Raw genomic sequence first — 23,609 nt, 5'->3', positions numbered from 1 at the left:
CCAGCCGGACGTGATCGTGGCCGCGACGACGTCGGTGACGGCACGAGGGGTCGAGGGACCACCCGCCCTGGCAGTCGAGGTGCTGTCCCCCAGCACCCGCTACCTCGATCTCGGCACCAAGCGGCTTCGCTACGAGGCCGCCGGTGCCTCGGCGTACTGGATCGTCGACCCGGACGAGCCGTCGCTGCAGGCCTGGGAACTGGGCGACGGGGCCTTCCACGAGGCGGCACCCGCCATCGGGCGGCAGGTGGCCTCGATGACCGTGCCGTGGCCGGTGCGGGTGGTCCCGGACGACCTGGTCCGGGACTGATCACGGCTCGGGCTGGGCCGAGGCGTAGACGACGCGGTTGTCCTCGTATGCCGAGGCGAGGCTGTCCCAGGCGCCGGTGCAGGTGATCAGCCGGACCTCGTCGGCCGGCGTCGCACCGAAGACCTCCTCCGTCGGGAAGGCCCCCTTGGGGTAGTCCGCGACCCGGTCCACCCGGTAGGTCACCCGTCGGCCGTCGGTGCTCTCCACGAGCACCTCGTCGCCGGGGCGCAGTCGAGTGAGGCTGCCGAAGACCGCCGGCCCCGCGGTGGAGTCCACATGCCCTGCCAGCACCGTCGGTCCGTGCCCGCCGGGTCGTCCACCCCCGGTGAACCACCCGGCCCGGTCCGGGTCCGCCGGCACCTCCATCGAGCCGTCGTCTGCCAGGCCGAGGTCGATCAACGGCTCGTCCAATCCCAGCACGGGGATCAGCAGTCGGCCCGGTGGCGCCGGGACGGGGATGCTGGTGGTGGCGGGCGTGGTCGTGGCGGGTGCGGTGGGCGCCGCCGACGTCGCGGCGGTCTCGGCTGGTGCCGGAGGTGTGTGGGGGTGCTCAGCCACGCGCACCGCGACGCACGGCGATCGCGCCGGCGGCGACGCCCAGCAGCGCCAGGGACCCGGTGAGCACGAGGGGGGTGGTGTCCTGGGACGAGGCCGGGGCCGCGCCGCCGAGACCGGTCTCGACGCCACCCACGGGCACCTGGACGAGCTGCCCGCGCACGGCGCCGGGCACGAACTGCGAGGTGTGAGTGTCCGCCGAGAAGCCGGCGGGGTTGGCCTCGATCTCCGCGAGCGAGAAGCCCTCGCCGGTGTCGCTGCCGTCGTCACCCTCGACCCCGGTGGTGAATGGCCCCTGCAGGCACCCGCTGCTGGTGAGCACCTCGCCGTCACCGGCCGGGTTCGGGAAGGCGAGCCGCGGCGGGCCGGGCTCGCCGGCGTTCGCCTGGTGAATGTGGGTGGCCGTCTTGGCGGGGGACTCATACGGCGGCGTCACGCCCTCGAGGGTGATGTCGAAGCAGATGATCTCCTCCTCCGCGTTGATCATGAAGTTGAACGTGCCGGTGGCGCCCGGTTCGCCCGGCGCGGCGTTGCCGTCCGGGTCGATGACGTTGTCCGGGGTCGCCATCACGGTGTATGCCGAGGTGAAGGTGTCCGGTCGGTCCACCTCGGTCTCGGCGTGCGCGGGCACGGTGCCGAGGGTGAGCAGGGCGGCGGCGCCGGCCAGTCCGCCGAGGGCGCCGAGACGGATCCGGGTGCTGGTGGTCCTGGTGTGCATCGTGGTTCCTCCGGTGTGTGCGGCGCCGCGAGCCGGGCCGCTGTGTGAGGGTGTACGACAGATGAGGTCGCCGCGTTCAGCAGCCACAGGACGAATCCTTCCGACGGTGTCGGTGAACGCGCCGGGCCCGGTGGGCGTATCCCCCGGGACCGGAGGAGGTGACCGCGACGAGCGTCCTGACGAGGTCAGCCGACGACGAGAAGGTGGTCGCCCTGGACGACGACGATCCTCCCGCCGGCTTCGACGTGCGCCGGGCGTATGCCGAGCACGGGCGCGTGCTCTTCGGCTTCGCTCTCAACGGGGTCGGCGACCGCGGCCTGGCCGAGGAGTGCGTGCAGGAGACCTTCCTGCGGGCCTGGCGGGCCCGGGACCGCTACCGCCGCGAGCGGGCGTCCGAACGCACCTGGCTGTTCGCCATCGCCCGCAACGTCGTGGTCGATGCGCTGCGGGCCAGGGGCCGGCGACCGCGACTGGTGGCGGAGGATGAGGCGCACGGCATCGCGGAACCGGCCACCCCGCATACCGACCATGCGGTCGAGGACCGACTCGTGCTGCTCGCCGGCCTGGCCCGGTTGAGCGCCGAGCACCGGGAGGTCCTCGTGGCGGTGCAGCTCGAGGGGATGGGCTACGACCAGCTGTCCGAGCGCACGGGGGTGCCGGTCGGCACGCTGCGGAGTCGGACGTACTGCGGCCTGCGGGCCCTGAGGGAGATCCTGGCCGAGGAGGAAGACGATGAGTGAGGACGCAGACCGCCGGGCGGAGTTGATCGCCGGCGCGCTCGCGGGCGAGTTGACCCCCGCCGAGCAGGCAGAACTCGACGAGGCCGCGCGCCGGGACCCCTCGATCCAGCAGGAACTGGCGGAGTTGCGGGACACCCTCGGACGCCTGGACGGCGCCGGGCTGGGCTGGGTCGAGGCAGACCCGCCGGAGGACCTGGCCGACCGCGTCGCCGCCGTTGCCGACCGCGAGGTCACGGACGAGCCCGCGCCCGTCGCTCCGCCCCGGCGTTCGCGCTGGCTCCTGACTGCTGCGGCGGCGTGCCTGGTCGGGGTCGGGGTGGCGGGGACGCTCACCTACCAGCGCGTGGTGGATGCACCGGTGGAAGGGCCTCCCGGCACGTTGGGCGCCGTGGAGGAGATCAGCTTCACCGGCGAGCCGACGGGCAGCCGGATCGAGGCCTCCTTGGTGGCACACACCTGGGGGACCGAGACGCTGCTGGAGATCGACGGGCTCGAGATCGGGGAGACCTTCGAGGTGGTGCTGGTCTCGACGTCCGGGGAGGAGTTCAGCTCCGGCACGTTCATCGGCGCCGAGGCGACGGTGGTCTGCCGGATGAACGCGGCGATCATGCGGGAGGAGGTCGTCCAGGTGCGGATCGACTCGGCCGACGAGACCGTGCGCCTGGTGTCCGACCTGCCCGTGGCCTCCACCTGACCGAAGACCTGACTGAAGGCCCGACCATCCACCCGATCACCGGCACCGAAGACCCGGTGTGACCCGCACGCACTACCTGGTCTCGTGTCTCGCGCCCCGAGCCACCCGGAGGCGGTGCTCCTGGTGCTCCCCGGGGGCAAGCCGGACAGCACCAGCCCCTCCCGCGCGTGGCACCTGTCCCACGCACGGATGGTCGGGGTCGCCGGCACGCTGCGTCGTGCGCTGCCCGACACCGCGGTCTACCGCCTGCGCTACCGGCACCGCGGGTGGAACGAGCCCGAACGGCATGCCGTGGCCGACGGCCGAGCAGCGCTCGTGACGCTGAGGACCAAGCACCCAGGATGCCCCGTCGTGCTGGTCGGCCACTCGATGGGCGGCCGGGTCGCCGCCGCCCTCGCCGCCCACCACGCGGTCGTCGGCGTCCTCGCCCTCGCCCCGTGGTGGCCGCAGGACGACGCCGACTCCATCCCGGCCGACACGAGGCTGGTCGTGGTGCACGGGAGCGAGGACACCTGGACCAGCCCGCGCGACTCTCACGCCGCCGTGCAGCGCGCTCGGGCACGCGGCGGGCGGGCGCAGCACCACCTGCTCCGGGGGGCTGGGCACTTCATGGTCCGACACCGGACCCGGTGGAAGGCCGCCATCGCCGCGGGCGCCCGGAAGGTGCTCCCGCCCGCCGGTGCGACCATGGGGTGATGGCAAACCGGCCGGCCCGACACCCCGCACTGCGCAGGGTGACGCGGGCGGCACTCGTCCTCGTCCTTCTGATCGTGGTGGTGCTCGGAGTGTTCGCGACCTTCCAACGTTCCCTCATCTACGGCCCCGACGGCTCCGAGCCGCCCCCGGTCGGGGAGGTGCTGCCGGGGGCTCGCGAGGTCGCGCTGACCACCGATGACGGCCTGACCCTGACCGCCTGGCTGCTGCCCGCGCAGCCCGACGCGGACCGGGACATGGCGGTTCTCTACGCGCCCGGCAACGGCGGCAACCGGGCCGGCCGCACCGGCATCGCGCAGGAACTGGCGGCGCGCGGGTTCACCGTGCTCCTGCTGGACTACCGGGGTTACGGCGGCAACCCCGGCGGCCCGTCGGAGGAGGGTCTGGCCGCCGACGCCCTGGCGGCGGCCCGTGCCCTGGAGGAGGAGGGGTTCGCGCCCGAGCGCACGCTCTACCTCGGTGAGTCCCTGGGCACCGGGGTGGTCGCCCGGTTGCAGGCGGAGCGTCCGCCCGCAGGGGTGGTGCTCCGCTCGCCGTTCACCGAGCTCGCCGATGTCGGCTCCCACCACTATCCGCTGCTGCCGGTCGGGTGGCTGCTGCGGGACCGGTTCCCCGTCGTGGAGCACCTGGCCGACAGCCCCGTCCCGGTCACGGTGGTCCGTGGCACGGCGGACTCGGTCGTCCCCACGCGGCTCAGCGCCGAGGTGGCGGCACGGGCCGGGACGCTGGTGGAGGAGGTCGTGCTGGACGGGGTGGACCACAACGACCCGGAGATGTTCGGCCCACCCCTGGCCGATGCCGTGGCCCGCCTCGCGGACAGGGTGGGGTGAGCCGGGGCGCCGTCGGGACCGCCTTGTAGGGTGCCAGTCGGTGGCAGGTCCAGAGGGGGACCGTCACCGCCCCGAGGCGAAGGAGCCCCCGTGCGGATCGGCGTCCCGATGGAGTCGCGCCCCGGGGAGACACGTGTCGCCGCGACCCCGCAGACGGTGGGTCGGCTGATCGCCCTGGGGTATGCCGTGACGGTTCAGTCCGGCGCGGGGCACCGGTCCAGCTACCCGGACGAGGCGTATGCCGAGGCGGGCGCCACGCTGGACGACGGACCGGGTGTGTGGTCGGCCGACGTGGTCCTCAAGGTCAACGCCCCGGACGAGGCGGAGGTGGGCCTGCTGCAGCCCGGGTCCACCCTCGCGGCACTCCTGGCCCCCGCGCTCAGCCCCGACCTGCTGGCCGCGCTCGCCGCACGGGGCGTCACCGCGCTGGCGATGGACGCGGTGCCCCGGGTCTCCCGCGCCCAGTCGTTGGACGTGTTGTCCTCGATGGCGGGCATCGGCGGCTACCGCGCCGTCGTCGAGGCCGCCCACCAGTTCGGCTCGGTGTTCACCGGGCAGGTCACCGCGGCGGGCACCGTGCCCCCGGCGAAGGTGTTCGTCATCGGTGCGGGCGTCGCAGGCCTCGCCGCGATCGGTGCGGCCTCCAGTCTTGGCGCGGTGGTCCGGGCCTTCGACATCCGACCCGAGGTCGCCGAGCAGGTGGAGTCCATGGGCGCGCAGTTCGTCCGGGTCGAGCTGCCCGACCAGGGACCGAGCGCCGACGGCTACGCCCGCGAGATGGACGAGGACCTGGAGCGCCGGGCGATGGAGGTCTATGCCCGCGAGTGCGCCGACGCCGACATCGTCATCACCACCGCCCTGATCCCGGGCCGGCCGGCCCCGCGGCTGGTCACCGCCGAGACCGTCGCCGCGATGCGGCCCGGCAGCGTGGTCGTCGACATGGCCGCCCCCAACGGCGGCAACTGCGAGGCGACCGAGCCCGGTGAGGTCGTGACCACCGGCAACGGGGTGCGGGTGGTGGGCTACACCGACCTGCCCGGTCGGCTGCCGACCCAGGCCTCCCAGCTGTTCGGCACCAACGTGGCCAACCTGGTGGCACTGCTGACCCCCGAGAAGGACGGGCGGTTGGTGCTGGACCTCGACGACGAGGTGCAGCGCGGTCTCACCGTCGTCCATGAGGGAGAGGTGACCTGGCCGCCACCGCCCGTCCGGGTGTCCGCCGCGCCGCAACCCGCGCCGGCGGGGCCGGGGGAGCCCGCCGGGGCAGCGCCGGAGAAGCCGCCGCCGGACCCCCGTCGGCGGTACGTCGCGATGGGGCTGGCCGCCGTGCTCTTCGCCCTGGTCGCCAGCGTCTCCCCGCCCGCCTTCCTGGGGCACTTCACCGTCTTCACCCTCGCGGTGATCGTCGGCTTCTACGTCATCACCAACGTGACCCACGCGCTGCACACCCCGCTGCTGGCCGAGACCAACGCGATCAGCGCGATCATCCTCGTCGGCGCCCTGCTCCAGGTCGGCAACGACAACCTCCTCGTGCGCACCCTGGCCCTCGGGGCCGTCGTGGTGGCCAGCATCAACGTCTTCGGTGGGTTCGCCGTGACCGGGCGGATGCTGCGCATGTTCCGCAGGGACGAGGCGTCGTGAGCGCCCTCAACCTGGTGCAGGCCGCCTACATCATCGCGGCCGTGCTCTTCGTGCTGTCCCTGGCCGGGCTGTCCCGGCACGAGACCGCCCGGCGGGGCAACGTCTTCGGGATCGTCGGGATGACCCTGGCGCTCGGGGCGACCGTCTGGTTGGCCGCGCTCGAAGCGGAGGACCCGCTGCTGACCCTGGTCCTGATCGCGGCGGCGATGGCGGTCGGCGCCACGATCGGCCTGTGGCGGGCACGGGTCGTGGAGATGACCGCGATCCCGCAGCTCATCGCGCTGCTGCACAGTTTCGTCGGGATCGCCGCGGTGTTGGTCGGCTACAACGCCTACATTGCCCCCGGCCCGTTGACCGGTGCGGAGGAGACCATCCACCTGGTCGAGGTGTTCCTCGGCATCTTCATCGGCGCGGTCACCTTCACCGGGTCCGTCGTGGCAGCGCTGAAGCTGAGCGCCCGGATCTCGGCCAACCCGCTGATGCTGCCCCGCCGGCACCTGCTCAACCTCCTGGCCCTCGTCGCGTCGGCGGGGCTGCTGGTGTGGTTCATGCTCAGCCATGCGGTCCTGCCGCTGGTGCTGATGACCATCGTGGCCCTGGCCTTCGGGTGGCACCTGGTCGCCTCGATCGGTGGCGGCGACATGCCGATCGTCGTCTCGATGCTCAACAGCTACTCCGGCTGGGCCGCCGCGGCCGCCGGGTTCATCCTCGGCAACGACCTGCTCATCGTGACCGGGGCCCTGGTCGGGTCCTCCGGTGCGATCCTCAGCTACCTGATGTGCCAGGGGATGAACCGCTCGTTCCTGTCCGTGATCGCCGGCGGCTTCGGGACCGAGAGCGCCGTCTTCGAGGAGGGGGAACGCGTCGGGGACTACCGCGAGAGCAACGCCTCCGACGTCGCCGCGATGCTCCGGAACGCGCGCTCGGTGGTCATCACCCCCGGCTACGGGATGGCCGTGGCCCAGGCGCAGTACCCCGTCGCGGACCTGACCGCCCGCCTGCGCAAGCAGGGCGCACAGGTGCGCTTCGGCATACATCCCGTCGCCGGGCGACTGCCCGGGCACATGAACGTCCTGCTGGCCGAGGCGAAGGTGCCCTACGACATCGTCCTCGGCATGGAGGAGATCAACGACGACTTCGCCGACACCGACGTGGTGCTGGTGATCGGGGCGAACGACACCGTCAACCCCGCCGCCGTGGACGAGCCGGGATCCCCGATCGCCGGGATGCCCGTGCTGCAGGTGTGGCAGGCCCGCGACGTCGTGGTGCTCAAGAGGTCCATGGCCAGCGGCTACGCCGGGGTGCAGAACCCGCTGTTCTACCGCGACAACACCCGCATGCTGTTCGGCGACGCCAAGGAGGCCGTCGAGGGGATCCTGCGCGACCTGTGATCCCGGTCACTCCCGGGTGCGCGGGGCCGGCGGGATGACCGGGGAGTCGCCCCGCGGGGATAGACTGACCGGCGGCGAAGGGGAGTATCCCGTCACGCCGCGATCGTCATCACGGGGCAGACCCCGGTCGCGGGGCGCGATGTCGAACGGACAGGCGCGGGAGAGACGTTCGCGCCCGTTCTGCGTTCCCCGACCGAGAGGCCCCCTGCGTTGTCCGGCTATCAGATCTTCGAGATCTCCGCCCTGGCGGTGCTCACCGCCATCCTCATCTTCGACCTGCTGCTCGTCGTCAAGCGGCCCCACGTGCCGTCGATGAAGGAGGCCGCCGCATGGGTGGGCTTCTACGTCTCCCTGGCCCTGGTCTTCGCGGGTGTCCTGCTGTTGATGGGCGATGTCCAGCACGCCGGCGAGTTCGTCACGGGCTGGCTGCTGGAGTACTCGCTGTCCATCGACAACCTGTTCGTCTTCATCATCATCCTGAACCGGTTCGCGGTGCCCCGGGTGATGCAGCAGCGGGTGCTGATGATCGGCATCCTCATCGCGATCGTGCTCCGCGGCATCTTCATCGTCGTCGGGGTGCAGCTCATCGAGTCCTTCTCCTGGCTCTTCTACATCTTCGGTGCCTACCTGGTCTACGTCGCGTGGCAGCAGGCGGTGGGCGAGGACGAGGACGCCGGGGAGAAGGACAACGCGCTCATCCGGCTGATGAAGCGGCGGATGAACGTCACCGAGACCTGGAACGGCGGCAAGTCGACCGTCACGATCGACGGCACCCGCTACGTGACCCCGTTCCTGTTCGTCATCCTGGCGCTGGGGATGACCGACCTGATGTTCGCGATCGACTCGATCCCGGCGATCTTCTCGGTCACCACCGACCCGTTCCTGGTCTTCGCCTGCAACATCTTCGCCCTGATGGGGCTGCGCCAGCTGTACTTCCTGCTCGGTGGGCTGCTGGACCGGTTGGTCTACCTGCACTACGGCATCGCCGCCATCCTCGGCTTCATCGGCGTCAAGCTGGTCTTCCACGCGATGGAGGCCAACGAGATCTCCTGGATCAACGGTGGCGAGCCGATCTCCTGGGTGCCGCACATCGAGACCTGGCACTCCCTGCTGGTCATCGTCGTGTCCATGACCGTCGCGGTGGTGGCCTCGCTGATCAGCATGCGCGCCACGGCGCGGCGGTCCGTCGAGGACGGAGCCGACGGCCAGGAGCTCGCCGAGGAGCCGTCCGAGGAGCCTTCCGAGGACCCCGGCGCACGGTAAACCCGTTGCCCCCGTCCGGTCGGCCTGCTGTACTCGCCCGTCATGGCGACGGTGCGGCGGGTCGGACCGGACCGGTGGGTCTGGGGAGGCTCGACCGCCCGGGTCGCCCCCCGTCCCGACGGCAAGGGGGTGGTCCTCCTGCCGGCCGACAGCGCCGCTGCGGCCACGCTCCTGGCACGGGTCGCGGCCGACACCCACGGCCCCCTGGTGCTCGAGACCGCTGAGGACACCCCCTTGGAGCCGGCGCTGCGCGGCGCCGGGTTTCGCGCCACCCGGCGGGAGCAGCACTGGCGGATCCCGCTGGACCGACTCCCCGACCGGCGGTTGGTCGCGGACCGGCACCACGTCATACGAGTCACCGACGCTGACCCCGGGCGGGTGGCCCGGCTGGACAACGAGATCAGGCAGGACATCCCGGGCGCGGCCGGGTGGGAGGGCTCGACGGAGGACCTGCTGGAGACGCTGCGCGACGACGAGTTCGACCCGGCGCTCTACCTGATCGCGGTGCACGACGACACCGGCTGCTACGACGGGTTGGTGCGGGTCTGGGACCGTCGTCCGGCTCCGCGACTGGGATGCCTGGGCGTCCGGCGTCCGTGGCGGCGGACCCGGCTGGCGCCGGCGTTGCTCACCACCGTCGTGGCGCGGCTGCGGGAGCGCGGCGTCCGGGAGATCGTCACCGAGACCGATGTGCTCAACCGGGACTCGCACGGGATGGTGCAGCACCTCGGCGGCGTGCCCACCGCCCTGCGGGTGGAGTGGCAGCGGCCGGCGTCGGGCGTCAGCCAGCCTTGACGACGAGCACCGGGACCGGGCTGTCCAGCAGCACCCGCTGCACCGTGCTGCCCATGATCAGCTTGCCGACCCGGCTGCGTCGCTGGGACCCGACCACCAGGAGGTCTGCCGCGTGCTCGACCACCAGGTCCAGCAGGGCCGAGGCGACGTCGCCCCCGGACGGGGTCGCCACGACCCTCCAGTCCACCGGGTGGGCACCGTGCTCCCGGAGCGCCTGGGCGACCTCCCGCTCGACCTCGTGGACCCCCGAGGCGCTGGCTGCCGGGGTGTGGGTCTGGGCGGCAGTGTCGCCCTCGACGTGGAGCACCAGCAGATCGGTGCCGTGGGTGTGGGCCCAGTCGGTGGCGGCCAGGAGGGCGGCGATGCCCTCGGCGGACTCGCTGTGGGCAACCGCGACGGACATGGGGGCCTCCATGGGGGACTGCCTGGGTGCTTCGCATCGTAAGCGACTCCGCGCGGTTCGTGGCAGACTCGGAGCCGCCCTGGCCCAGGCATGGACCATCAGACAGGATGTGCGGCACGGTGGCCGCCCAGGAGGCACCATGAAGATCCCGAGGAACGTCGGCTGGGTGCTCGGCATCCTGGCCGTCGCGGTCCTGGTGATCGCCGCCGGGATCGACGCGAACCGTTCGGGATCCCGGTCCGACGCGCACACCAAGCTGGTGATCATCGCGCCGGCCGCGGCCGGTGGCGGGTGGGACCTGGTCGGCCGGGAGTCGCAACAGGCGCTGCGGAGCAACCAGATCGTGGTCAACCCGCAGGTCGTCAACGTCCCGGGGGCGGGCGGCACCATCGGGCTGAGCCAACTCACCCGGATGGACGGGGAGTCCTCGACCATGATGGTCACCGGCACCGTCATGCTCGGCGGGATCGCGCTCAGCCCGAGCGACCTGGACCTGGCGGAGATGACCCCGATCGCCCGGTTGGCCGAGGACTTCGAGGTGATCGCCGTCCCGGAGCACAGCGAGTACGAGACGCTGGAGGACCTGATCGAGGAGTGGTCCGCGGACCCGGCGGCGCTGCCGATCGGGGGCGGGTCGGCCGGAGGCATCGACCACATGGTGGCCGCGATGCTGGCTCGCGAGGCGGGGATCGACCCCGGGGAGATCCAGTACTCGGCATACGCCGGCGGTGGCGACCTGACGATCGCGCTGCTCTCCACCGCCCCCGGCACCCCCGGGGTCGGGATCAGCGGCTTCAACGACTTCCGGGACCTCATCGAGGACGGTCGGCTGCGGGCGCTCGCAGTCGTCGCGCCGGAGCGGCTCGAGGGGCTCGACGTGCCCACCATGGAGGAGGTCGGCTACCCCGCGGTCGACCTGGTCAACTGGCGCGGCTACGTCGCCCCCGCAGGGTTGACCGACGAGGAGCAGGACGTGCTCATCGAGATCGTCACCGAGATGGTGGACACCCCCGAGTGGCAGGAGGCCGTGGAGCGCAACCGGTGGGAGGAGTCCTTCCTCACTGGTGAGGAGTTCGGGGACTTCCTGGTGACCGAGCAGGAACGGATCACCGAGATCCTCGTCGACCTGGGGCTGGTGCAATGACCGACGAACCACGCTCGCCGCTGGCCCACGACGTGCACGAACCGGCCGGGCCGCACAGCTTCTGGACCGGGCGCAGCGGACTGGTGATCCCGGCCGTGCTGTTCGCCCTCGGGGTGTTCCTGGTCTACGGCAACTCGGTCATGGACGTCGCCGACGACGGCGAACTGTTCGGGCCCAAGGCCTTCCCGTGGATCGCCGCCATCGCGTGCTTCGTGGTCGGGGTGCTGCTGACGATCCAGATCCTGCGCAGCCCGGACGTCCCCGAATCGATGATCGAGGAGGACGGCACGCTCCGAGCGGGCACCGCGAGCAACTGGCCCGCGGTGGCGATCACCGTCGGGTCCTTCGTCGGCTTCGCGCTCATCCTGGAGACCGTGGGGTGGATCATCGCCGCGGCGCTGGTCTTCTGGGGGATCACGATCGGGCTGGGCAACCGGCGGTACGTCCTCAACCTGCTGGTCGGGCTCGCGATGTCCTCGATCATGCAGCTGGTGTTCTCCGGACTCCTGGGGCTCAACCTGCCCCCCGGCGTGATGGGCGGCTGACATGGACCAGATCACCAGCCTGATCGGTGGCTTCGGCGACGTCCTGACCCTCAAGGCACTGTTCTACGTCCTGCTCGGTGCGCTCATCGGCACCGGCGTCGGCGTGCTGCCGGGCATGGGCTCGGCGATGGCCGTGGCGCTGCTCCTGCCGATCACCTTCACCCTCGACCCGTTGTCAGCGCTGGTGATGTTTGCCGGGATCTACTTCGGCGGGCTGTTCGGTGACTCGATCGCCGGCATCCTGATGAACACCCCGGGCAACTCCACCGCCATCGCCGGCACCTTCGAGGGCCACCGGATGGCCAAGGCCGGGCGGGCGCCGCAGGCCCTGGCCACCTCGGCCATCGGCGCCTTCACCGGCGGGCTCATCGCCACCACCCTGGTCGTGTTCTTTGCCCCCTCGCTGGCCAGTTGGGCGACGAGATTCGGCCCGGGGGAGTACTTCGCGCTCACCATCTTCGCCTTCGTCGCCATCTCCGCCGTGGTCGCGGACTCGGCGCTCAAGGGCCTGGCCGCACTCCTGATCGGCCTGGCGCTGGCGATGATCGGCACCGACCAGGTGAGCGGCGTGCAGCGCTTCACCTTCGGCAACATCGCGATGTTCGACGGCATCAGCATCGTGGTGATCACCGTGGCGCTGCTGGCCGTGGGGGAGGTCATCTTCGTCGCCTCCAAGGTCGGCCGCCCCGACGACCAGAGCCTGATGCCCTCCAAGGGGCGCCCGTTCCTGACCCGCGGTGAGTTCCGCGAGGCCCTGCCGGCCTGGCTGCGCGGCACCGGCTTCGGGGTGCCCTTCGGCGTCATCCCCGCCGGCGGCGCCGAGGTGCCGACGTTCCTGTCCTACGGCCTGGAGCGACGGCTGGACCGGCGCCGCAAGGACCCCAAGTTCGGCACCGGCGCCATCCGCGGTGTGGCCGGGCCCGAGGCGGCGGGCAACGCCACCTCAGGCACCGCGATGGGCGCGTTGCTGGCGCTGGGCCTGCCCACGTCGGCGACGGCCGCCATGATGATCCTGGCGTTGCGGCAATACGGCATGCAGCCCGGCCCGTTGCTGTTTGACCGCAACCCCGAGCTGGTGTGGGCACTGCTGGCCAGCCTCTTCATCGGCCTCGTCGTGCTGCTCATCCTGAACCTGCCGTTCGCGCCCCTGTGGGCCCAGCTGCTCAAGATCCCGAAGGCCTACCTCTACGCCGCGATCGGGATGTTCTCCTGTCTCGGGGTGTATGCCGCGACGGCCGCCATGGTCGACCTCGCCCTGATGATCGGGCTGGGGGTGCTGGCCTTCGCGATGCGCCGGTTCGGCGTGCCGCTCGCCCCGGTCCTGATCGCCGTCATCCTGGGCCCGCTCGCCGAGGACTCCCTGCGCAGCGCGATGAACAACTCGCAGAACGACCCGGCGACGCTGGTCGGCAGCTGGATCTCGATCACGCTCTACGTCTTCCTCCTGCTGGCCATCGCGATCAGCGTCGTCGGCAAGGTCCGCAACCGACAGAAGGCCGACTTCTGAGCATGGTGGCGCCGGCTGGTTGACTGGTCCCATGGCCGGGTCCGGGGTGTTCCAGTACCCGGCCTTCGTCCGTCTCTGGTTGTCCGACACCACGAAGTGGCTGGGCCTGTTCACCTCCAACCTGGCCCTCCAGCTGTTGCTCATCGAGACGCTGCAGGCCGACCAGGCCGACCTGGGCCTCGTGCGCTCCGCCCAGTGGCTGCCCTCGCTGCTCCTCGGGATGCTGGTCGGGGTGCTCGTCGACCGGGTCCGCCGCAGGCCCGTGCTCATCGCCGGCGACACGCTGTGTGCCGTGGTGTTCGCCACGATCGCGACGCTGGCCCTGGTCGGTCAGCTGACCGTGCCGATGGTTGCCGCCCTGGTCTTCGTCTCCGGGACCGCGTCGGTGGCGTCGGTGGCAGCTCACCAGTCGTTCGTGCCCCGGCTGGTGCCGGTGCGGCTGCTGCCGTCGGCCAACTCCCGGCTCGAGCAGTCGATGACGGCCGCCGAGTCGGTGGGCCCCCTCCTCGCGGGCGCGTTGGTGCGATTCCTCTCGGCGCCGGTCGCCATCCTGGTCAACGCCGTGACGTATGCCGTGTCCGCCCTGTTCGTCAGCACGATCCGGGTGCAGGAGCCGGCGCCGGCCCGGGCCCCCGACCGGCACATCGGGAGGGAGTTGCGCGAGGGTGCCCGGTGGGTCTATCGGCACCGCACACTCGCGCCCTACGCGATCGCTCTGCATACCTGGTTCTTCTTCAACTCCGCCGTGATGACGATCTTCGTGTTCTACGCCACCCAGGAGATCGGCCTGGGTCCGGTGGCGATCGGGCTGGTCCTCGCGGCCTCCGGGGTCACCGGGGTGCTGGCGGCCGGCCTGACGCCCCGGCTGGCCCAGCGGTTCGGACTCGGGCGGATCTGCGTGCTCGCCGACTGGCTGACGCCGGTGGCGTTCCTTATCGCCCTGGCGGCCCCGGTCGGGCCGCGCGGGGTGCTGGTGCTGCTCGCCGGGCAGTTGGTCTACGGGGTGGCCAACGGGTTGAAGGGACCGCTCGAGGGGAGTTATCGCAACGCCGTCACGCCGGACCGGTTGCGGGCCCGGATGAACGCCACGATCCGGTCGTTCAACTGGGGGACCATCACCGTGTCGGCACCGCTCGCGGGATGGTTCGCCTCGGCATACGGCAATCGTCCGGCGATCGCGGTGGCGGTCGGCGGCCTGGTCGTGGCGGCGCTGATCCTCACGCTGTCGCCGTTCCGCTCGGTCGTGATGCCTTCGGACGAACTCGAGGAGTGAGGAGCAACCTTTCGACAGGATGCTGCGTAGGTGGTGGTGTCGGCACGGGATCGGGAGGTGAATGCGGGTGCGCAAGCGGGAGCGGGACGAGGAGTTCAGTGACTTCGTGCGCGCCGCGACGCCGGAGCTGCTCCGTGTCGCCTGGTTCCTCACCGGAGACGTCGAGGACGCCAAGGAGCTGGTCCAGGCCGCGCTGACGAAGACGTATGCCGCGTGGTCCCGGGTGCGCCCGGGCCAGGCGATGCCGTACACCCGCACGGTGCTGGTGAACCACCGCAACGACACCTGGCGCAGGCGACGCCGCGAGGTGCTGGTCGACCCGCACACACCGTCCGAAGACGGGTGCTGGCGCGGGTCGACCGGGCGCTGCGTCGCCGACGACGTCGCGGCCCAGCGGGACCTGATCCAGGCCCTCGCGGCGCTGCCCGAGCAGCAACGCCGGGTGGTCGTCCTGCGGCACTACTGCGACCTGTCTGAGGCGACGGTCGCCCACGAGCTGGGGATCAGCACCGGCACGGTCAAGAGCACGGCCGCGCGGGGGCTGGCGAACCTCAGGAAGCACTATGCACGCACCGAGGAGACGGTCCGATGATCACCGACGAGCGCGACCTGGCACGTTCCCTGCACACGGTCGAGTCCCCACCGGGGCTGCGGCTCGATCCCGACGAGGTGCTGGGCGTCGTCCACCGGTCCGACCGTCGTCGCAGGGCCCGACGGGGTGCACTGGCGACGGGGTCCGTCGCCGCGGTCGGGCTCGGTGCCCTGTGGGCGAGTGGGTTGAACGCCGGTCCCCTGGCGGTCCTGCCGGCCGCGCCCTGGGTGGACTGCGGCGGGATCGTCGCCGGGCCGGGCGGGACCCGGATCGACCTGGACCGGGTCGCGTATGCCGAGGTGCCGCTCGCCGGGTCCGCGGCAGGGACGACCGCGGTCGTCGCGTTCGACGCGTGCGGCGGGGAGTCCGGAGGACGCCTCGCCTACGCCACCCGGGGGGCCGACGGTGACCTGGAGGTCGGCGGCTGGGGTGAGCCCGGCGCCGACACGCTGCGGTTCCTGCGCGAGGGCAGGACCGTCACGCCGCAGGTCGCAGCCGACCCCGGAGGGCGAGGTGCTCTTCGGTCTGGTGGACGCCGACGCCCCGGTGCTGCGGGTGCTGTCCGCGGGCGCGCCGGTCGAGGTCACCCGCCGGCCGTTGCCGGGCACCGGACTGGACGCCTACGTGACCACCGAGTTCACCGACCCGGAGAAGGAGACCCTCGGGATGGCGTGGGGCGACGAGGCCGGGACGTGGGGCGTCATCTGGACCCAGGTGCTGGAGGTCGTCGCCGACTTCGAGGACGACGGGAGCGGGTCCCCGCCACCGTTCGTGGCGCAGGGGCGGGACGGGACGTGGCACGTCTGGCTCGGCGACGAGCAGGCGAGCTGGGAGGGCGACTCCAGCTCCGGGTGGGCGGTCGAGCTCGACGGGGGTGACGGGCGTGAGGTCGTCGGGTACCTCCCCAGCGCGGACCACGCGGTCGCAGTCGAGGGCCCGGACGGTGGGGAGGCCGACGGGGTCGAGATCCGGTACGCGGAGGTTCTCGAGCAGAGTGACGTCGAGGGTCGCTTCGCCTGGGTCAGCGCCCCGCCGGACGCCGAGATCTCCTGGGTCGACCCGGACGGGAGCCGGGAGGAGATCCGGGGCGACTGAACGGAAGTCCTGAACGGGCGGCCGCCTGGTCGCGCTTCCGGTGGGGTGATAGGGCCGCCAGGTCGCGCTTCCGGTGGGGTGATGGGGCCGCCAGGTCGCGCGTCCGGTCAGGTGGGGAGGAGGGCGGAGGCCAGGGCATCGTCGGTGACCAGTCCGTTGATGAGGTGGCCGTGGAGGGCGGCGCGGACGGCGTCGGCCTTGTCACGGCCGACGGCGATGGCGACGACGTCGGGGATGGACACGAGCTGCTCGGCAGACAGCGTGATGAGCCGGTCGGAGAGGCTGTTGGTGACCGGCGCCCCGGAGGCGTCGAAGAGCACACCGGACACCTCCCCGATGACGTCCTCGGCCGCCGCGGTCGGCCCGCTCCTCCGCGGTGGCCACCGCGTAGATGCTCGAGAGGCCGTCGGCCCAGGCGCCGACACCGACGGCGGCGTGGGTGACCGTGTCGATTTCTGCCAGCCCCTGGCGGACGGAGGCCTGGCGACGGATCGCCGTGGCGCTCTGCGCGTCGTCCAGGGCGAACGGGGCGTGGAAGATCGAGCTGGCGCCACCGGAGACCTGGGAGATCCGGCGCACGATGTCGACCGCGCTGGCGTCGATCCCGGCGACCTCCATGGCGCCGGTCAGCTGCACCACCTTGACCTGGGGCAGATCGGTGAGGTGCTCGGTCATCGCCAGGACCGAGCGGGACCAGGGCAGGCCGAGCACGTCGGAGGGTCGCAGGATCTCGGCGAGCAGGCGGGCGGCGGTGCGACCCAGGACCGTCCTGGACTCCCCGGCGCCCGCACCGCGGGTGCTGTGCACCGCGCAGTGCGTCAGGCCGAACGCCTCCTGGAGGCGGGCAGAGAGGTCCAGGTCCAGCCCGTCGACCTGTCCGATCTCGATCCGGACCAGGCCGCACTCCCGTGCGGCGTCCAGCAGGCGCGCGACCTTGAACCGGCTCAGGCCCAGGTCGTCGGCAATCTGCACCTTCGAGCGACCCTCAAGGTAGTGGTGCCGCGCGACGGCCGCCATGAGCACCAACTCGGCGGGTCCCTGGCTGGGGCTCACGAGCCCACCTCCTGACATTCCTTGTCACGAACCGGACGCCGCCGCGCAACGCCGGGACGGCTATTGACACGCTACGACATCGGCAGTTTACTCATATGTGGCTCATCCTCGCTCAGATGAGCAACTCTCAACGGTGAGGTCGCCACTGTCACGGCGGAGATCTCCTGGACGTAAGGAGTGGCATGCGCCGACGACGTCGGGTGACCGTGGTGGCCGCCGTGGCCGGGGCCGCGCTGGGACTGACGTCCTGCGCCGGCTGGGGCGGCGGCGGGATCGGGGGAGGAGGACCCAACACGATCAACGTGCTGATGGTCAACAACCCCCAGATGATCGACCTGCAACGACTCACCGCCGAGCACTTCACGGCCGAGACCGGGATCAGCGTCAACTTCACCGTCCTGCCGGAGAACGACGTGCGGGACAAGATCAGCCAGGAGTTCTCCAGCCAAGCGGGGCAGTACGACGTCGCCTCGCTGAGCAACTTCGAGATCCCGATCTACGCCGGGCGCCGGCTGGGTCGCCCCGATGGACGACTTCATCGCCGCAGACCCCGACTTCGACCAGGAGGACATCCTGGCCCCGATGCAGACCTCGCTGTCCTACGAGGACCAGATCTATGGCCAGCCGTTCTACGGCGAGTCCTCCTTCCTGATGTACCGCAAGGACCTGACCGAGGAGCTGGGTCTCACCGTCTCCGAGCGGCCCACCTGGCCCGAGGTGCGCGAGCTCGCCGAGGCGTTGGACGGTGCGGAGCCGGGGATGTCGGGCATCTGTCTGAGGGGCCAGCCCGGGTGGGGGCAGATCTTCGCCCCGCTGACGACCGTGGTGAACACCTTCGGCGGCACCTGGTTCACCGAGGACTGGCAGGCCCAGGTCGACGCCCCGGAGTTCACCGAGGCGGTTAACTTCTATGTGGACCTGGTCAACGACTACGGCCCCTCGGGTGCCCCGCAGGCCGGCTACACCGAGTGCCTGAACAACCTCACCCAGGGCAGTGTCGCCATGTGGTACGACTCCACCGCGGCCGCGGGCACGCTGGAGGCCGACGGCTCACCCGTCCAGGGCAAGATCGGGTATGTCGCGGCGCCGGTCGTCGAGACCGAGAGTGCCGGCTGGCTCTACTCGTGGTCGTGGGGTATCCAGGCCGCGAGCGAGAAGCAGGACGCGGCCTGGCAGTTCGTCTCCTGGGCGTCCAGCAAGGAGTACGAGGAGTTGGTCGGCGAGGAGATCGGCTGGGCCAGTGTGCCGGCCGGCAAGCGGGCCTCCACCTACGACAACCCCGACTACCTTGAGGTCGCCAGCGCCTTCGCGGAGCCGACCAAGTCCGCCATCGAGGCAGCTGACCCGACCAACCCGGGGGTGCAGCCCCGGCCCGCTATCGGCATCCAGTTCGTCGGCATCCCGGAGTTCCCCGACCTGGGGACCCAGGTCAGTCAGGACGTCAGCAGCGCCATCGCCGGACGGATGTCCGTCGAGGACGCGTTGGAGCGGGGTCAGGACCTGGCCAGCGACGTCGCCGAGCGCTACCTGTCCCGGGAGGCATCCGAATGAGCACCGACACCGCCGCGGCCACCAAACCCCCGGGCGGGGCGCCGACCGCCGAGTCGCCGGCCCTGCGCAAGGCGGGCGACTGGGCCCGCCGGGCGCCGCTGCTGCCGGCGCTGATCTTCGTGATCGTGATGACCCAGTTGCCGTTCGCGGCCACCCTGGTCATCTCGTTCATGAACTGGAACGCCTACTACCCCGACGAGCGCGGGTTCGCCGGGTTCGCCAACTTCGCCCGGGTCTTCACCGACACCAACACCCGCCAGGCGGTGTTCGTCACCATCATGCTCACCGTGGCGGTGGTGCTGATCTCACTGGTCCTGGGCCTGCTGATCGCGATGCTGCTGGACCGCAAGTTCCTGGGCCGCGGCATCGTCCGGACGATGATGATCACCCCGTTCCTCGTGGTGCCGGTGGCGGCGGCTCTGCTGTGGAAGCACGCGCTCTACAACCCCGAGTACGGCCTCTTCAACGGGTTGCTCACGACGGTGTTCGGGGAGAACGCCCCGCAACCGGACTGGATCACCAACAACCCCCTGTGGGCGATCATCGTCTCGCTGGTCTGGCAGTGGACCCCGTTCATGATGCTCATCCTGCTGGCGGGGCTGCAGTCCCGGCCGCTGGACGTCGTGGAGGCCGCCCGCATCGACGGCGCCAGCTCCTGGCAGATCTTCCGCCACATGACGCTGCCCCACCTGCGCCAGTACATCGAGCTGTCGGGGCTGCTGGGCGCCATCTACGTGGTGCAGAACTTCGACCACGTCTTCACCATCACCTCGGGCGGTCTCGGCACCGCGAACCTGCCCTACTTCATCTACCAGACCTTCTACACCGCCCAGGACTACGGCCGGGCGTCCGCCGCGGGTGTGGTCGTGGTGCTGGGCACGCTGATCATCGCGATGGCGGCGCTGCGCACCGTGTTCACCCTGTTCAAGGAGGAGTCCCGATGAGCGACCAGAGCACGAGCGCGCCGGCCCTGGACCCGGACGCCGCCACCGCCGCGCACCTGGCCAAGGTGGGCAAGCCCCAGGGCCCCCGCAACAACCGGCTGCTGACCCTGCTGGCCTGGGTGGTCGGGCTGCTGTTCGTGGCGCCGGTGCTGTGGATGGTGCTCACCTCCTTCCACTCCGAGACCGACGCCGCCACCAACCCACCGAGCTGGTTCGCGCCGTTCAGCCTGGAGGGCTACCGCTCGTTCTTCGGGGCCAACCCGTGGCCGCCGCTGCTGAACTCGCTGACCGCCAGCGTCGTCTCCACCATCCTGGTGCTGCTGCTGGCCTTCCCCGCCGCCTACGCCCTGTCGATCCGGCCGGTGAAGAAGTGGACGGACGTGATGTTCTTCTTCCTGTCCACCAAGATGCTGCCGATCGTGGCCGGCCTGCTCCCGATCTACATCTTCGCCCAGCAGTTCAAGCTGCTGGACACGATCTGGTTGCTGATCATCCTCTACACCTCGATGAACCTGCCGATCGCGATCTGGATGCTGCAGTCCTTCCTGGCGGAGGTCCCCGCGGAGATGCTGGAGGCCGCGCAGGTGGACGGGGCGGGCCTGATCCGCACGCTCCGCTCGATCATCGCCCCGGTCGTCATGCCCGGCCTGGCCTCGGCCGCGCTGATCTGCTTCATCTTCAGCTGGAACGAGCTGCTGCTGGCCCGGGTGCTGACCGGTACGGTGGCCGGGACGGCGCCGGTGTTCCTCACCGGGTTCGTCACCAGCCAGGGGCTGTTCCTGGCGCAGGTCTGCGCCGCCTCCCTGGTGGTGTCGCTGCCGGTGCTGGCGGCGGGGTTCGCCGCCCAGGACAAGTTGGTGCAGGGTCTGTCGATGGGAGCCGTGAAGTGAGTGACGCCGCACCCTCCGCCCTGTCCCTGACCACCCTGGGTGACCTGGACGACCGGGTGGCGGTGCCGGCATACGATCCCGCCGCGGTGAGCACTGGCATCGTCCACTTCGGCGTCGGCGGCTTCCACCGTGCCCACCAGGCGATGTACCTGGATGCCCTGATGAACGAGGGGAAGGCCCTCGACCAGGGCATCTGCGGCATCGGGGTGCTGCCGCACGACCGGCGGATCGTCGACACGCTGAACGCCCAGGACGGTCTCTACACCCTGATCGTGAAGCACCCGGACGGCCTGCGCGAGCCCCGCGTGATCGGCTCGATCCGGCGGATGATCTTCGCCCCCGAGGACCCGCAGGCCGTGCTGGACGTGATGACCGACCCGGCCACCGGGATCGTGTCGCTGACCATCACCGAGGGCGGCTACCTGGTCAACCAGGTCACCGGGGAGTTCGACCCCAGCGACCCCGGGATCCAGCAGGACCTGCAGGAGGGGGCGACGCCGAGCACCGCGTTCGGGTTCATCGTCGCGGCGCTGGCCGCGCGCCGGGAGGCCGGGACCCCACCGTTCACCGTGAACTCCTGCGACAACCTGCCCGGGAACGGGGACGTGGCCCGCAAGATGATCACCGCGTTCGCCCGGCTCAAGGACCCGGACCTGGCGGACTGGATGGACCAGCACGTCGCGTTCCCGAACTGCATGGTGGACCGGATCACACCGGTCACCGCCGAGGAGGACACCTCCCTGTTGGCCGAGGAGTTCGGGGTGGCCGATGGGTGGCCGGTCGTCTGCGAGCCGTTCACCCAGTGGGTGCTGGAGGACCACTTCACCGCCGGCCGTCCGGCCTACGAGGACGTCGGCGTGCAGATCGTGGAGGACGTCGTCCCGTTCGAGTTGATGAAGTTGCGGATGCTCAACTCCAGCCACCAGGCCCTGTGCTATGTCGGCTACCTGTCCGGCTACCGCTACGCCCACGAGGTGTGCCAGGACCCCCTGTTCGTCGACTTCCTGCACGGCTACATGGCGACCGAGGGTGCGCCCACCCTGCCGCCGGTGCCCGATACCGACCTGGACGCCTACCGGCACACCCTCATCGAGCGGTTCGCCAACCCCGAGGTCCGCGACACCCTGGCGCGGCTCTGCGCGGAGAGCAGTGACCGGATCCCCAAGTGGTTGGTCCCGGTGATCCGGGAGAACCTCGCCCACGGGGGGTCGGTCGAGTACGCCGCTCTGGTGGTCGCCTCATGGGCCCGGTATGCCGAGGGGCGCGATGAGCAGGGTGAGCCCATCGAGGTGGTGGACCGGCTCAAGGACCGGGTCATGGCCGCCGCGGCCCGTCAGCAGGAGGACCCCCTGGCGTTCCTGCGGGACCCCGACCTGTTCGGCGACCTGGTCGAGCACGAACGGTTCACCACGGCATACGCCGCGGCTCTGGAGTCCTTGCACTCCCGTGGCGCCCGCGCCACGGTAGAGGCACTGGTCCGCCGATGACGGGCCCCGACACGTGAGGATGGAGGCCCCGGTGACGGATCGCCACCTGGTCGCCGGAGTCGACAGTTCCACCCAGTCCTGCAAGGTCGTCGTCGTCGACGCCGACACCGGGGAGGTCGTCCGGCAGGGTCGTGCCGCGCACCCCGACGGCACGGAGGTGCACCCCGACCGCTGGTGGGAGGCCTACCAGGACGCGGTGGCCGACGGGCTCCTCGACGGGGTCGCCGCGGTCGCCGTGGGCGGCCAGCAGCACGGGATGGTGGCGCTCGATGAGGACGGTGTGGTCGTCCGCGACGCGTTGCTGTGGAACGACACCCGCTCCTCGGGTGCCGCCACCGACCTGGTCACCGAGCTCGGCGGGGCGCAGGCCTGGGCCGAGCGCATCGGGGTCGTTCCCGTCGCCAGCATGACAGCCACGAAGCTCCGTTGGATGGCCGAGCACGAGCCGGAGAACGCCGGGCGCACCGCCACCGTGGTGCTGCCGCACGACTGGCTGACCGGACGGATCCTGCAGGAGGAGGGCGGCTTCACGGGGTGGACCACCGACCGCGGTGACGCGTCGGGGACCTGCTACTGGTCCTCCAGCGCCGGGGAGTACGACACCGACGTCATGCGGCGGGCCCTGGGACGGGAGTTCGGGGTGCCCCGGGTGCTGGGCCCCAGCGAGGCCGCCGGCACCACGGGGGGCGGCCTGCTCGTGGCGGCAGGCACCGGCGACAACATGGGCGCCGGGTTGGGCCTGGGGTTAGTCAGCGGGGACGTGGCGGTCTCGCTGGGCACCAGCGGCACGGTGTTCACCACCTCCGACACCTGCCCGCAGGACCCGACGGGCGCCGTGGCCGGCTTCGCCGACGCGACCGGCGCCTACCTGCCGCTGATGTGCACCCTCAACGCGGCCCGGGTCCTGACGGCTGCGGCGAGCATGCTGGGGGTGGACCTGGCCGGGCTGGACCGCCTCGCGCTGGCGGCCGACCCCGGTGCCGGCGGTCTCGTCCTGCTGCCGTACCTGGACGGGGAGCGCACCCCCGACCTGCCCGGTGCCACCGGCACACTGAGCGGGCTGACCCGCACGAACGCCACCCCGGAGAACCTCGCCCGCGCCGCGGTCGAGGGGATGCTGCTCAACCTGGTCGCGGGGGTCGGCGCCCTGCGCGAGCAGAGTGCAGCCGTCGAACGGGTGCTGCTGATCGGCGGCGCCAGCGCGTCGACGGCCGTGCAACAGGTCGCCTCCCACCTCTTCGGGGTGCCGGTGGTGGTGCCCCCGGCCCAGGAGTACGTCGCGCTCGGCGCCGCCCGCCAGGCCGCCTGGGCACTGACACAGACCCCCGACCCGCCACGGTGGCCGATGGCGGTGAGTGAGTCGGCCACCGAGGAGACGGGGAGCGCCGCGCAGGCGACCGAGATCACCGGTCGCTACCAGGAGCTGCTGCGCACCGTGCACGGGGTGGCAACGCCCTGATCTGTGCTGGGACCC

The 23,609-nt window shown here is 71.3% G+C and carries 23 protein-coding genes and 2 pseudogenes; 20 read left to right on the top strand and 5 right to left on the bottom strand.

All coding sequences use genetic code 11. From position 1 onward, the window contains the following. The first annotated feature begins 10 nt into the window (after positions 1 to 10). Complete coding sequence (locus tag AC1QRC_RS02290; protein WP_484205239.1) at positions 11 to 310, top strand: Uma2 family endonuclease; 300 nt, start codon at positions 11 to 13, stop codon at positions 308 to 310. On the opposite strand, the gene AC1QRC_RS02285 is transcribed toward AC1QRC_RS02290, so the two are convergent. Next, on the bottom strand, positions 311 to 868 hold the full coding sequence (locus AC1QRC_RS02285; RefSeq protein ID WP_484205238.1) for a class F sortase: 558 nt from the start codon (positions 866 to 868) through the stop codon (positions 311 to 313). It lies immediately after the preceding gene. Beyond that, positions 861 to 1,583 carry a CHRD domain-containing protein gene (locus AC1QRC_RS02280; protein ID WP_484205237.1) on the bottom strand — a complete coding sequence of 241 codons (723 nt, stop codon included), beginning with the start codon at positions 1,581 to 1,583 and terminating at the stop codon, positions 861 to 863. Before AC1QRC_RS02280 ends, AC1QRC_RS02285 begins: the two co-directional genes overlap by 8 nt. Before the next feature lie 158 nt (positions 1,584 to 1,741). Between AC1QRC_RS02280 and AC1QRC_RS02275 the strand changes: the two genes are divergently transcribed. From AC1QRC_RS02275 to AC1QRC_RS02240, 8 genes are all read left to right on the top strand, one after another. Continuing rightward, on the top strand, positions 1,742 to 2,323 hold the full coding sequence (locus AC1QRC_RS02275) for a sigma-70 family RNA polymerase sigma factor (protein ID WP_484205236.1): 582 nt from the start codon (positions 1,742 to 1,744) through the stop codon (positions 2,321 to 2,323). Beyond that, positions 2,316 to 3,017, top strand: coding sequence for a hypothetical protein (locus tag AC1QRC_RS02270; RefSeq protein ID WP_484205235.1), 702 nt, complete (start codon positions 2,316 to 2,318; stop codon positions 3,015 to 3,017). The genes AC1QRC_RS02275 and AC1QRC_RS02270 overlap by 8 nt, the downstream gene beginning before the upstream one ends. 84 nt (positions 3,018 to 3,101) lie before the next feature. After that, positions 3,102 to 3,713 carry an alpha/beta hydrolase gene (locus AC1QRC_RS02265; protein ID WP_484205234.1) on the top strand — a complete coding sequence of 204 codons (612 nt, stop codon included), beginning with the start codon at positions 3,102 to 3,104 and terminating at the stop codon, positions 3,711 to 3,713. Then, positions 3,713 to 4,561 (top strand): alpha/beta hydrolase, encoded by an 849-nt coding sequence (locus tag AC1QRC_RS02260; protein WP_484205233.1) that lies wholly within the window; start codon positions 3,713 to 3,715, stop codon positions 4,559 to 4,561. Before AC1QRC_RS02265 ends, AC1QRC_RS02260 begins: the two co-directional genes overlap by 1 nt. A gap of 90 nt (positions 4,562 to 4,651) precedes the next feature. Continuing rightward, positions 4,652 to 6,202: a Re/Si-specific NAD(P)(+) transhydrogenase subunit alpha gene (locus AC1QRC_RS02255; protein ID WP_484205232.1), complete on the top strand. Its 1,551-nt coding sequence runs from the start codon at positions 4,652 to 4,654 to the stop codon at positions 6,200 to 6,202. Further along, positions 6,199 to 7,593, top strand: a complete 1,395-nt coding sequence (pntB, locus tag AC1QRC_RS02250) for a Re/Si-specific NAD(P)(+) transhydrogenase subunit beta (protein WP_484205231.1) — start codon at positions 6,199 to 6,201, stop codon at positions 7,591 to 7,593. Before AC1QRC_RS02255 ends, pntB begins: the two co-directional genes overlap by 4 nt. Positions 7,594 to 7,803: 210 nt before the next feature. Further along, positions 7,804 to 8,856 (top strand): TerC family protein, encoded by a 1,053-nt coding sequence (locus AC1QRC_RS02245; RefSeq protein ID WP_484205230.1) that lies wholly within the window; start codon positions 7,804 to 7,806, stop codon positions 8,854 to 8,856. A 42-nt stretch (positions 8,857 to 8,898) separates the two neighbouring features. Then, a complete protein-coding gene (locus tag AC1QRC_RS02240) occupies positions 8,899 to 9,651 on the top strand; it encodes a GNAT family N-acetyltransferase (RefSeq protein ID WP_484205229.1) in 753 nt (250 codons plus the stop codon). On the opposite strand, the gene AC1QRC_RS02235 is transcribed toward AC1QRC_RS02240, so the two are convergent. Beyond that, the gene (locus AC1QRC_RS02235) at positions 9,638 to 10,054 is read right to left on the bottom strand and encodes a universal stress protein (RefSeq protein ID WP_484205228.1); all 417 of its coding nucleotides are present in this window, start codon (positions 10,052 to 10,054) and stop codon (positions 9,638 to 9,640) included. The genes AC1QRC_RS02240 and AC1QRC_RS02235 overlap by 14 nt on opposite strands. 139 nt (positions 10,055 to 10,193) lie before the next feature. Between AC1QRC_RS02235 and AC1QRC_RS02230 the strand changes: the two genes are divergently transcribed. From AC1QRC_RS02230 to AC1QRC_RS02205, 6 genes are all read left to right on the top strand, one after another. Continuing rightward, a complete protein-coding gene (locus tag AC1QRC_RS02230; RefSeq protein ID WP_484205227.1) occupies positions 10,194 to 11,198 on the top strand; it encodes a Bug family tripartite tricarboxylate transporter substrate binding protein in 1,005 nt (334 codons plus the stop codon). Then, complete coding sequence (locus AC1QRC_RS02225; RefSeq protein WP_484205226.1) at positions 11,195 to 11,743, top strand: tripartite tricarboxylate transporter TctB family protein; 549 nt, start codon at positions 11,195 to 11,197, stop codon at positions 11,741 to 11,743. Before AC1QRC_RS02230 ends, AC1QRC_RS02225 begins: the two co-directional genes overlap by 4 nt. A 1-nt stretch (position 11,744) precedes the next feature. After that, positions 11,745 to 13,250, top strand: coding sequence for a tripartite tricarboxylate transporter permease (locus AC1QRC_RS02220; protein WP_484205225.1), 1,506 nt, complete (start codon positions 11,745 to 11,747; stop codon positions 13,248 to 13,250). A gap of 31 nt (positions 13,251 to 13,281) precedes the next feature. Next, a complete protein-coding gene (locus AC1QRC_RS02215) occupies positions 13,282 to 14,523 on the top strand; it encodes an MFS transporter (RefSeq protein ID WP_484205224.1) in 1,242 nt (413 codons plus the stop codon). 61 nt (positions 14,524 to 14,584) lie between these two features. Then, positions 14,585 to 15,115, top strand: coding sequence for a SigE family RNA polymerase sigma factor (locus AC1QRC_RS02210; RefSeq protein WP_484205223.1), 531 nt, complete (start codon positions 14,585 to 14,587; stop codon positions 15,113 to 15,115). 513 nt (positions 15,116 to 15,628) lie between these two features. Continuing rightward, on the top strand, positions 15,629 to 16,210 hold the full coding sequence (locus AC1QRC_RS02205; RefSeq protein WP_484205222.1) for a hypothetical protein: 582 nt from the start codon (positions 15,629 to 15,631) through the stop codon (positions 16,208 to 16,210). A 107-nt stretch (positions 16,211 to 16,317) separates the two neighbouring features. On the opposite strand, the gene AC1QRC_RS02200 is transcribed toward AC1QRC_RS02205, so the two are convergent. Next, positions 16,318 to 16,530, bottom strand: a complete 213-nt coding sequence (locus AC1QRC_RS02200) for a sugar-binding domain-containing protein (RefSeq protein ID WP_484205221.1) — start codon at positions 16,528 to 16,530, stop codon at positions 16,318 to 16,320. A gap of 88 nt (positions 16,531 to 16,618) precedes the next feature. Further along, positions 16,619 to 17,227: pseudogene (locus tag AC1QRC_RS02195) on the bottom strand (sugar-binding domain-containing protein); the annotation flags it as partial. Positions 17,228 to 17,445: 218 nt separating this feature from the next. Here AC1QRC_RS02195 and AC1QRC_RS02190 point away from each other — a divergent pair. The 5 genes and pseudogenes from AC1QRC_RS02190 to xylB all read left to right on the top strand — a co-directional run bounded on the left by AC1QRC_RS02190 (position 17,446) and on the right by xylB (position 23,594). Beyond that, a pseudogene (locus AC1QRC_RS02190) lies at positions 17,446 to 18,814 on the top strand (ABC transporter substrate-binding protein). Further along, entirely contained in the window at positions 18,811 to 19,758 is a 948-nt protein-coding gene (locus tag AC1QRC_RS02185) for a carbohydrate ABC transporter permease (RefSeq protein WP_484205220.1), read from the top strand. The pseudogene AC1QRC_RS02190 and the gene AC1QRC_RS02185 overlap by 4 nt, the downstream one beginning before the upstream one ends. Further along, entirely contained in the window at positions 19,755 to 20,648 is an 894-nt protein-coding gene (locus AC1QRC_RS02180) for a carbohydrate ABC transporter permease (protein ID WP_484205219.1), read from the top strand. The genes AC1QRC_RS02185 and AC1QRC_RS02180 overlap by 4 nt, the downstream gene beginning before the upstream one ends. Further along, complete coding sequence (locus AC1QRC_RS02175) at positions 20,645 to 22,135, top strand: mannitol dehydrogenase family protein (RefSeq protein WP_484205218.1); 1,491 nt, start codon at positions 20,645 to 20,647, stop codon at positions 22,133 to 22,135. The genes AC1QRC_RS02180 and AC1QRC_RS02175 overlap by 4 nt, the downstream gene beginning before the upstream one ends. Positions 22,136 to 22,166: 31 nt before the next feature. After that, positions 22,167 to 23,594: a xylulokinase gene (gene xylB, locus AC1QRC_RS02170; RefSeq protein ID WP_484205217.1), complete on the top strand. Its 1,428-nt coding sequence runs from the start codon at positions 22,167 to 22,169 to the stop codon at positions 23,592 to 23,594. Positions 23,595 to 23,609: the final 15 nt, after the last annotated feature.

Source organism: Ornithinicoccus sp. (genome assembly GCF_057176825.1).
Note: the sequence above shows the minus strand (reverse complement) of the source record. Positions and strands in the feature narration are given on the sequence as shown.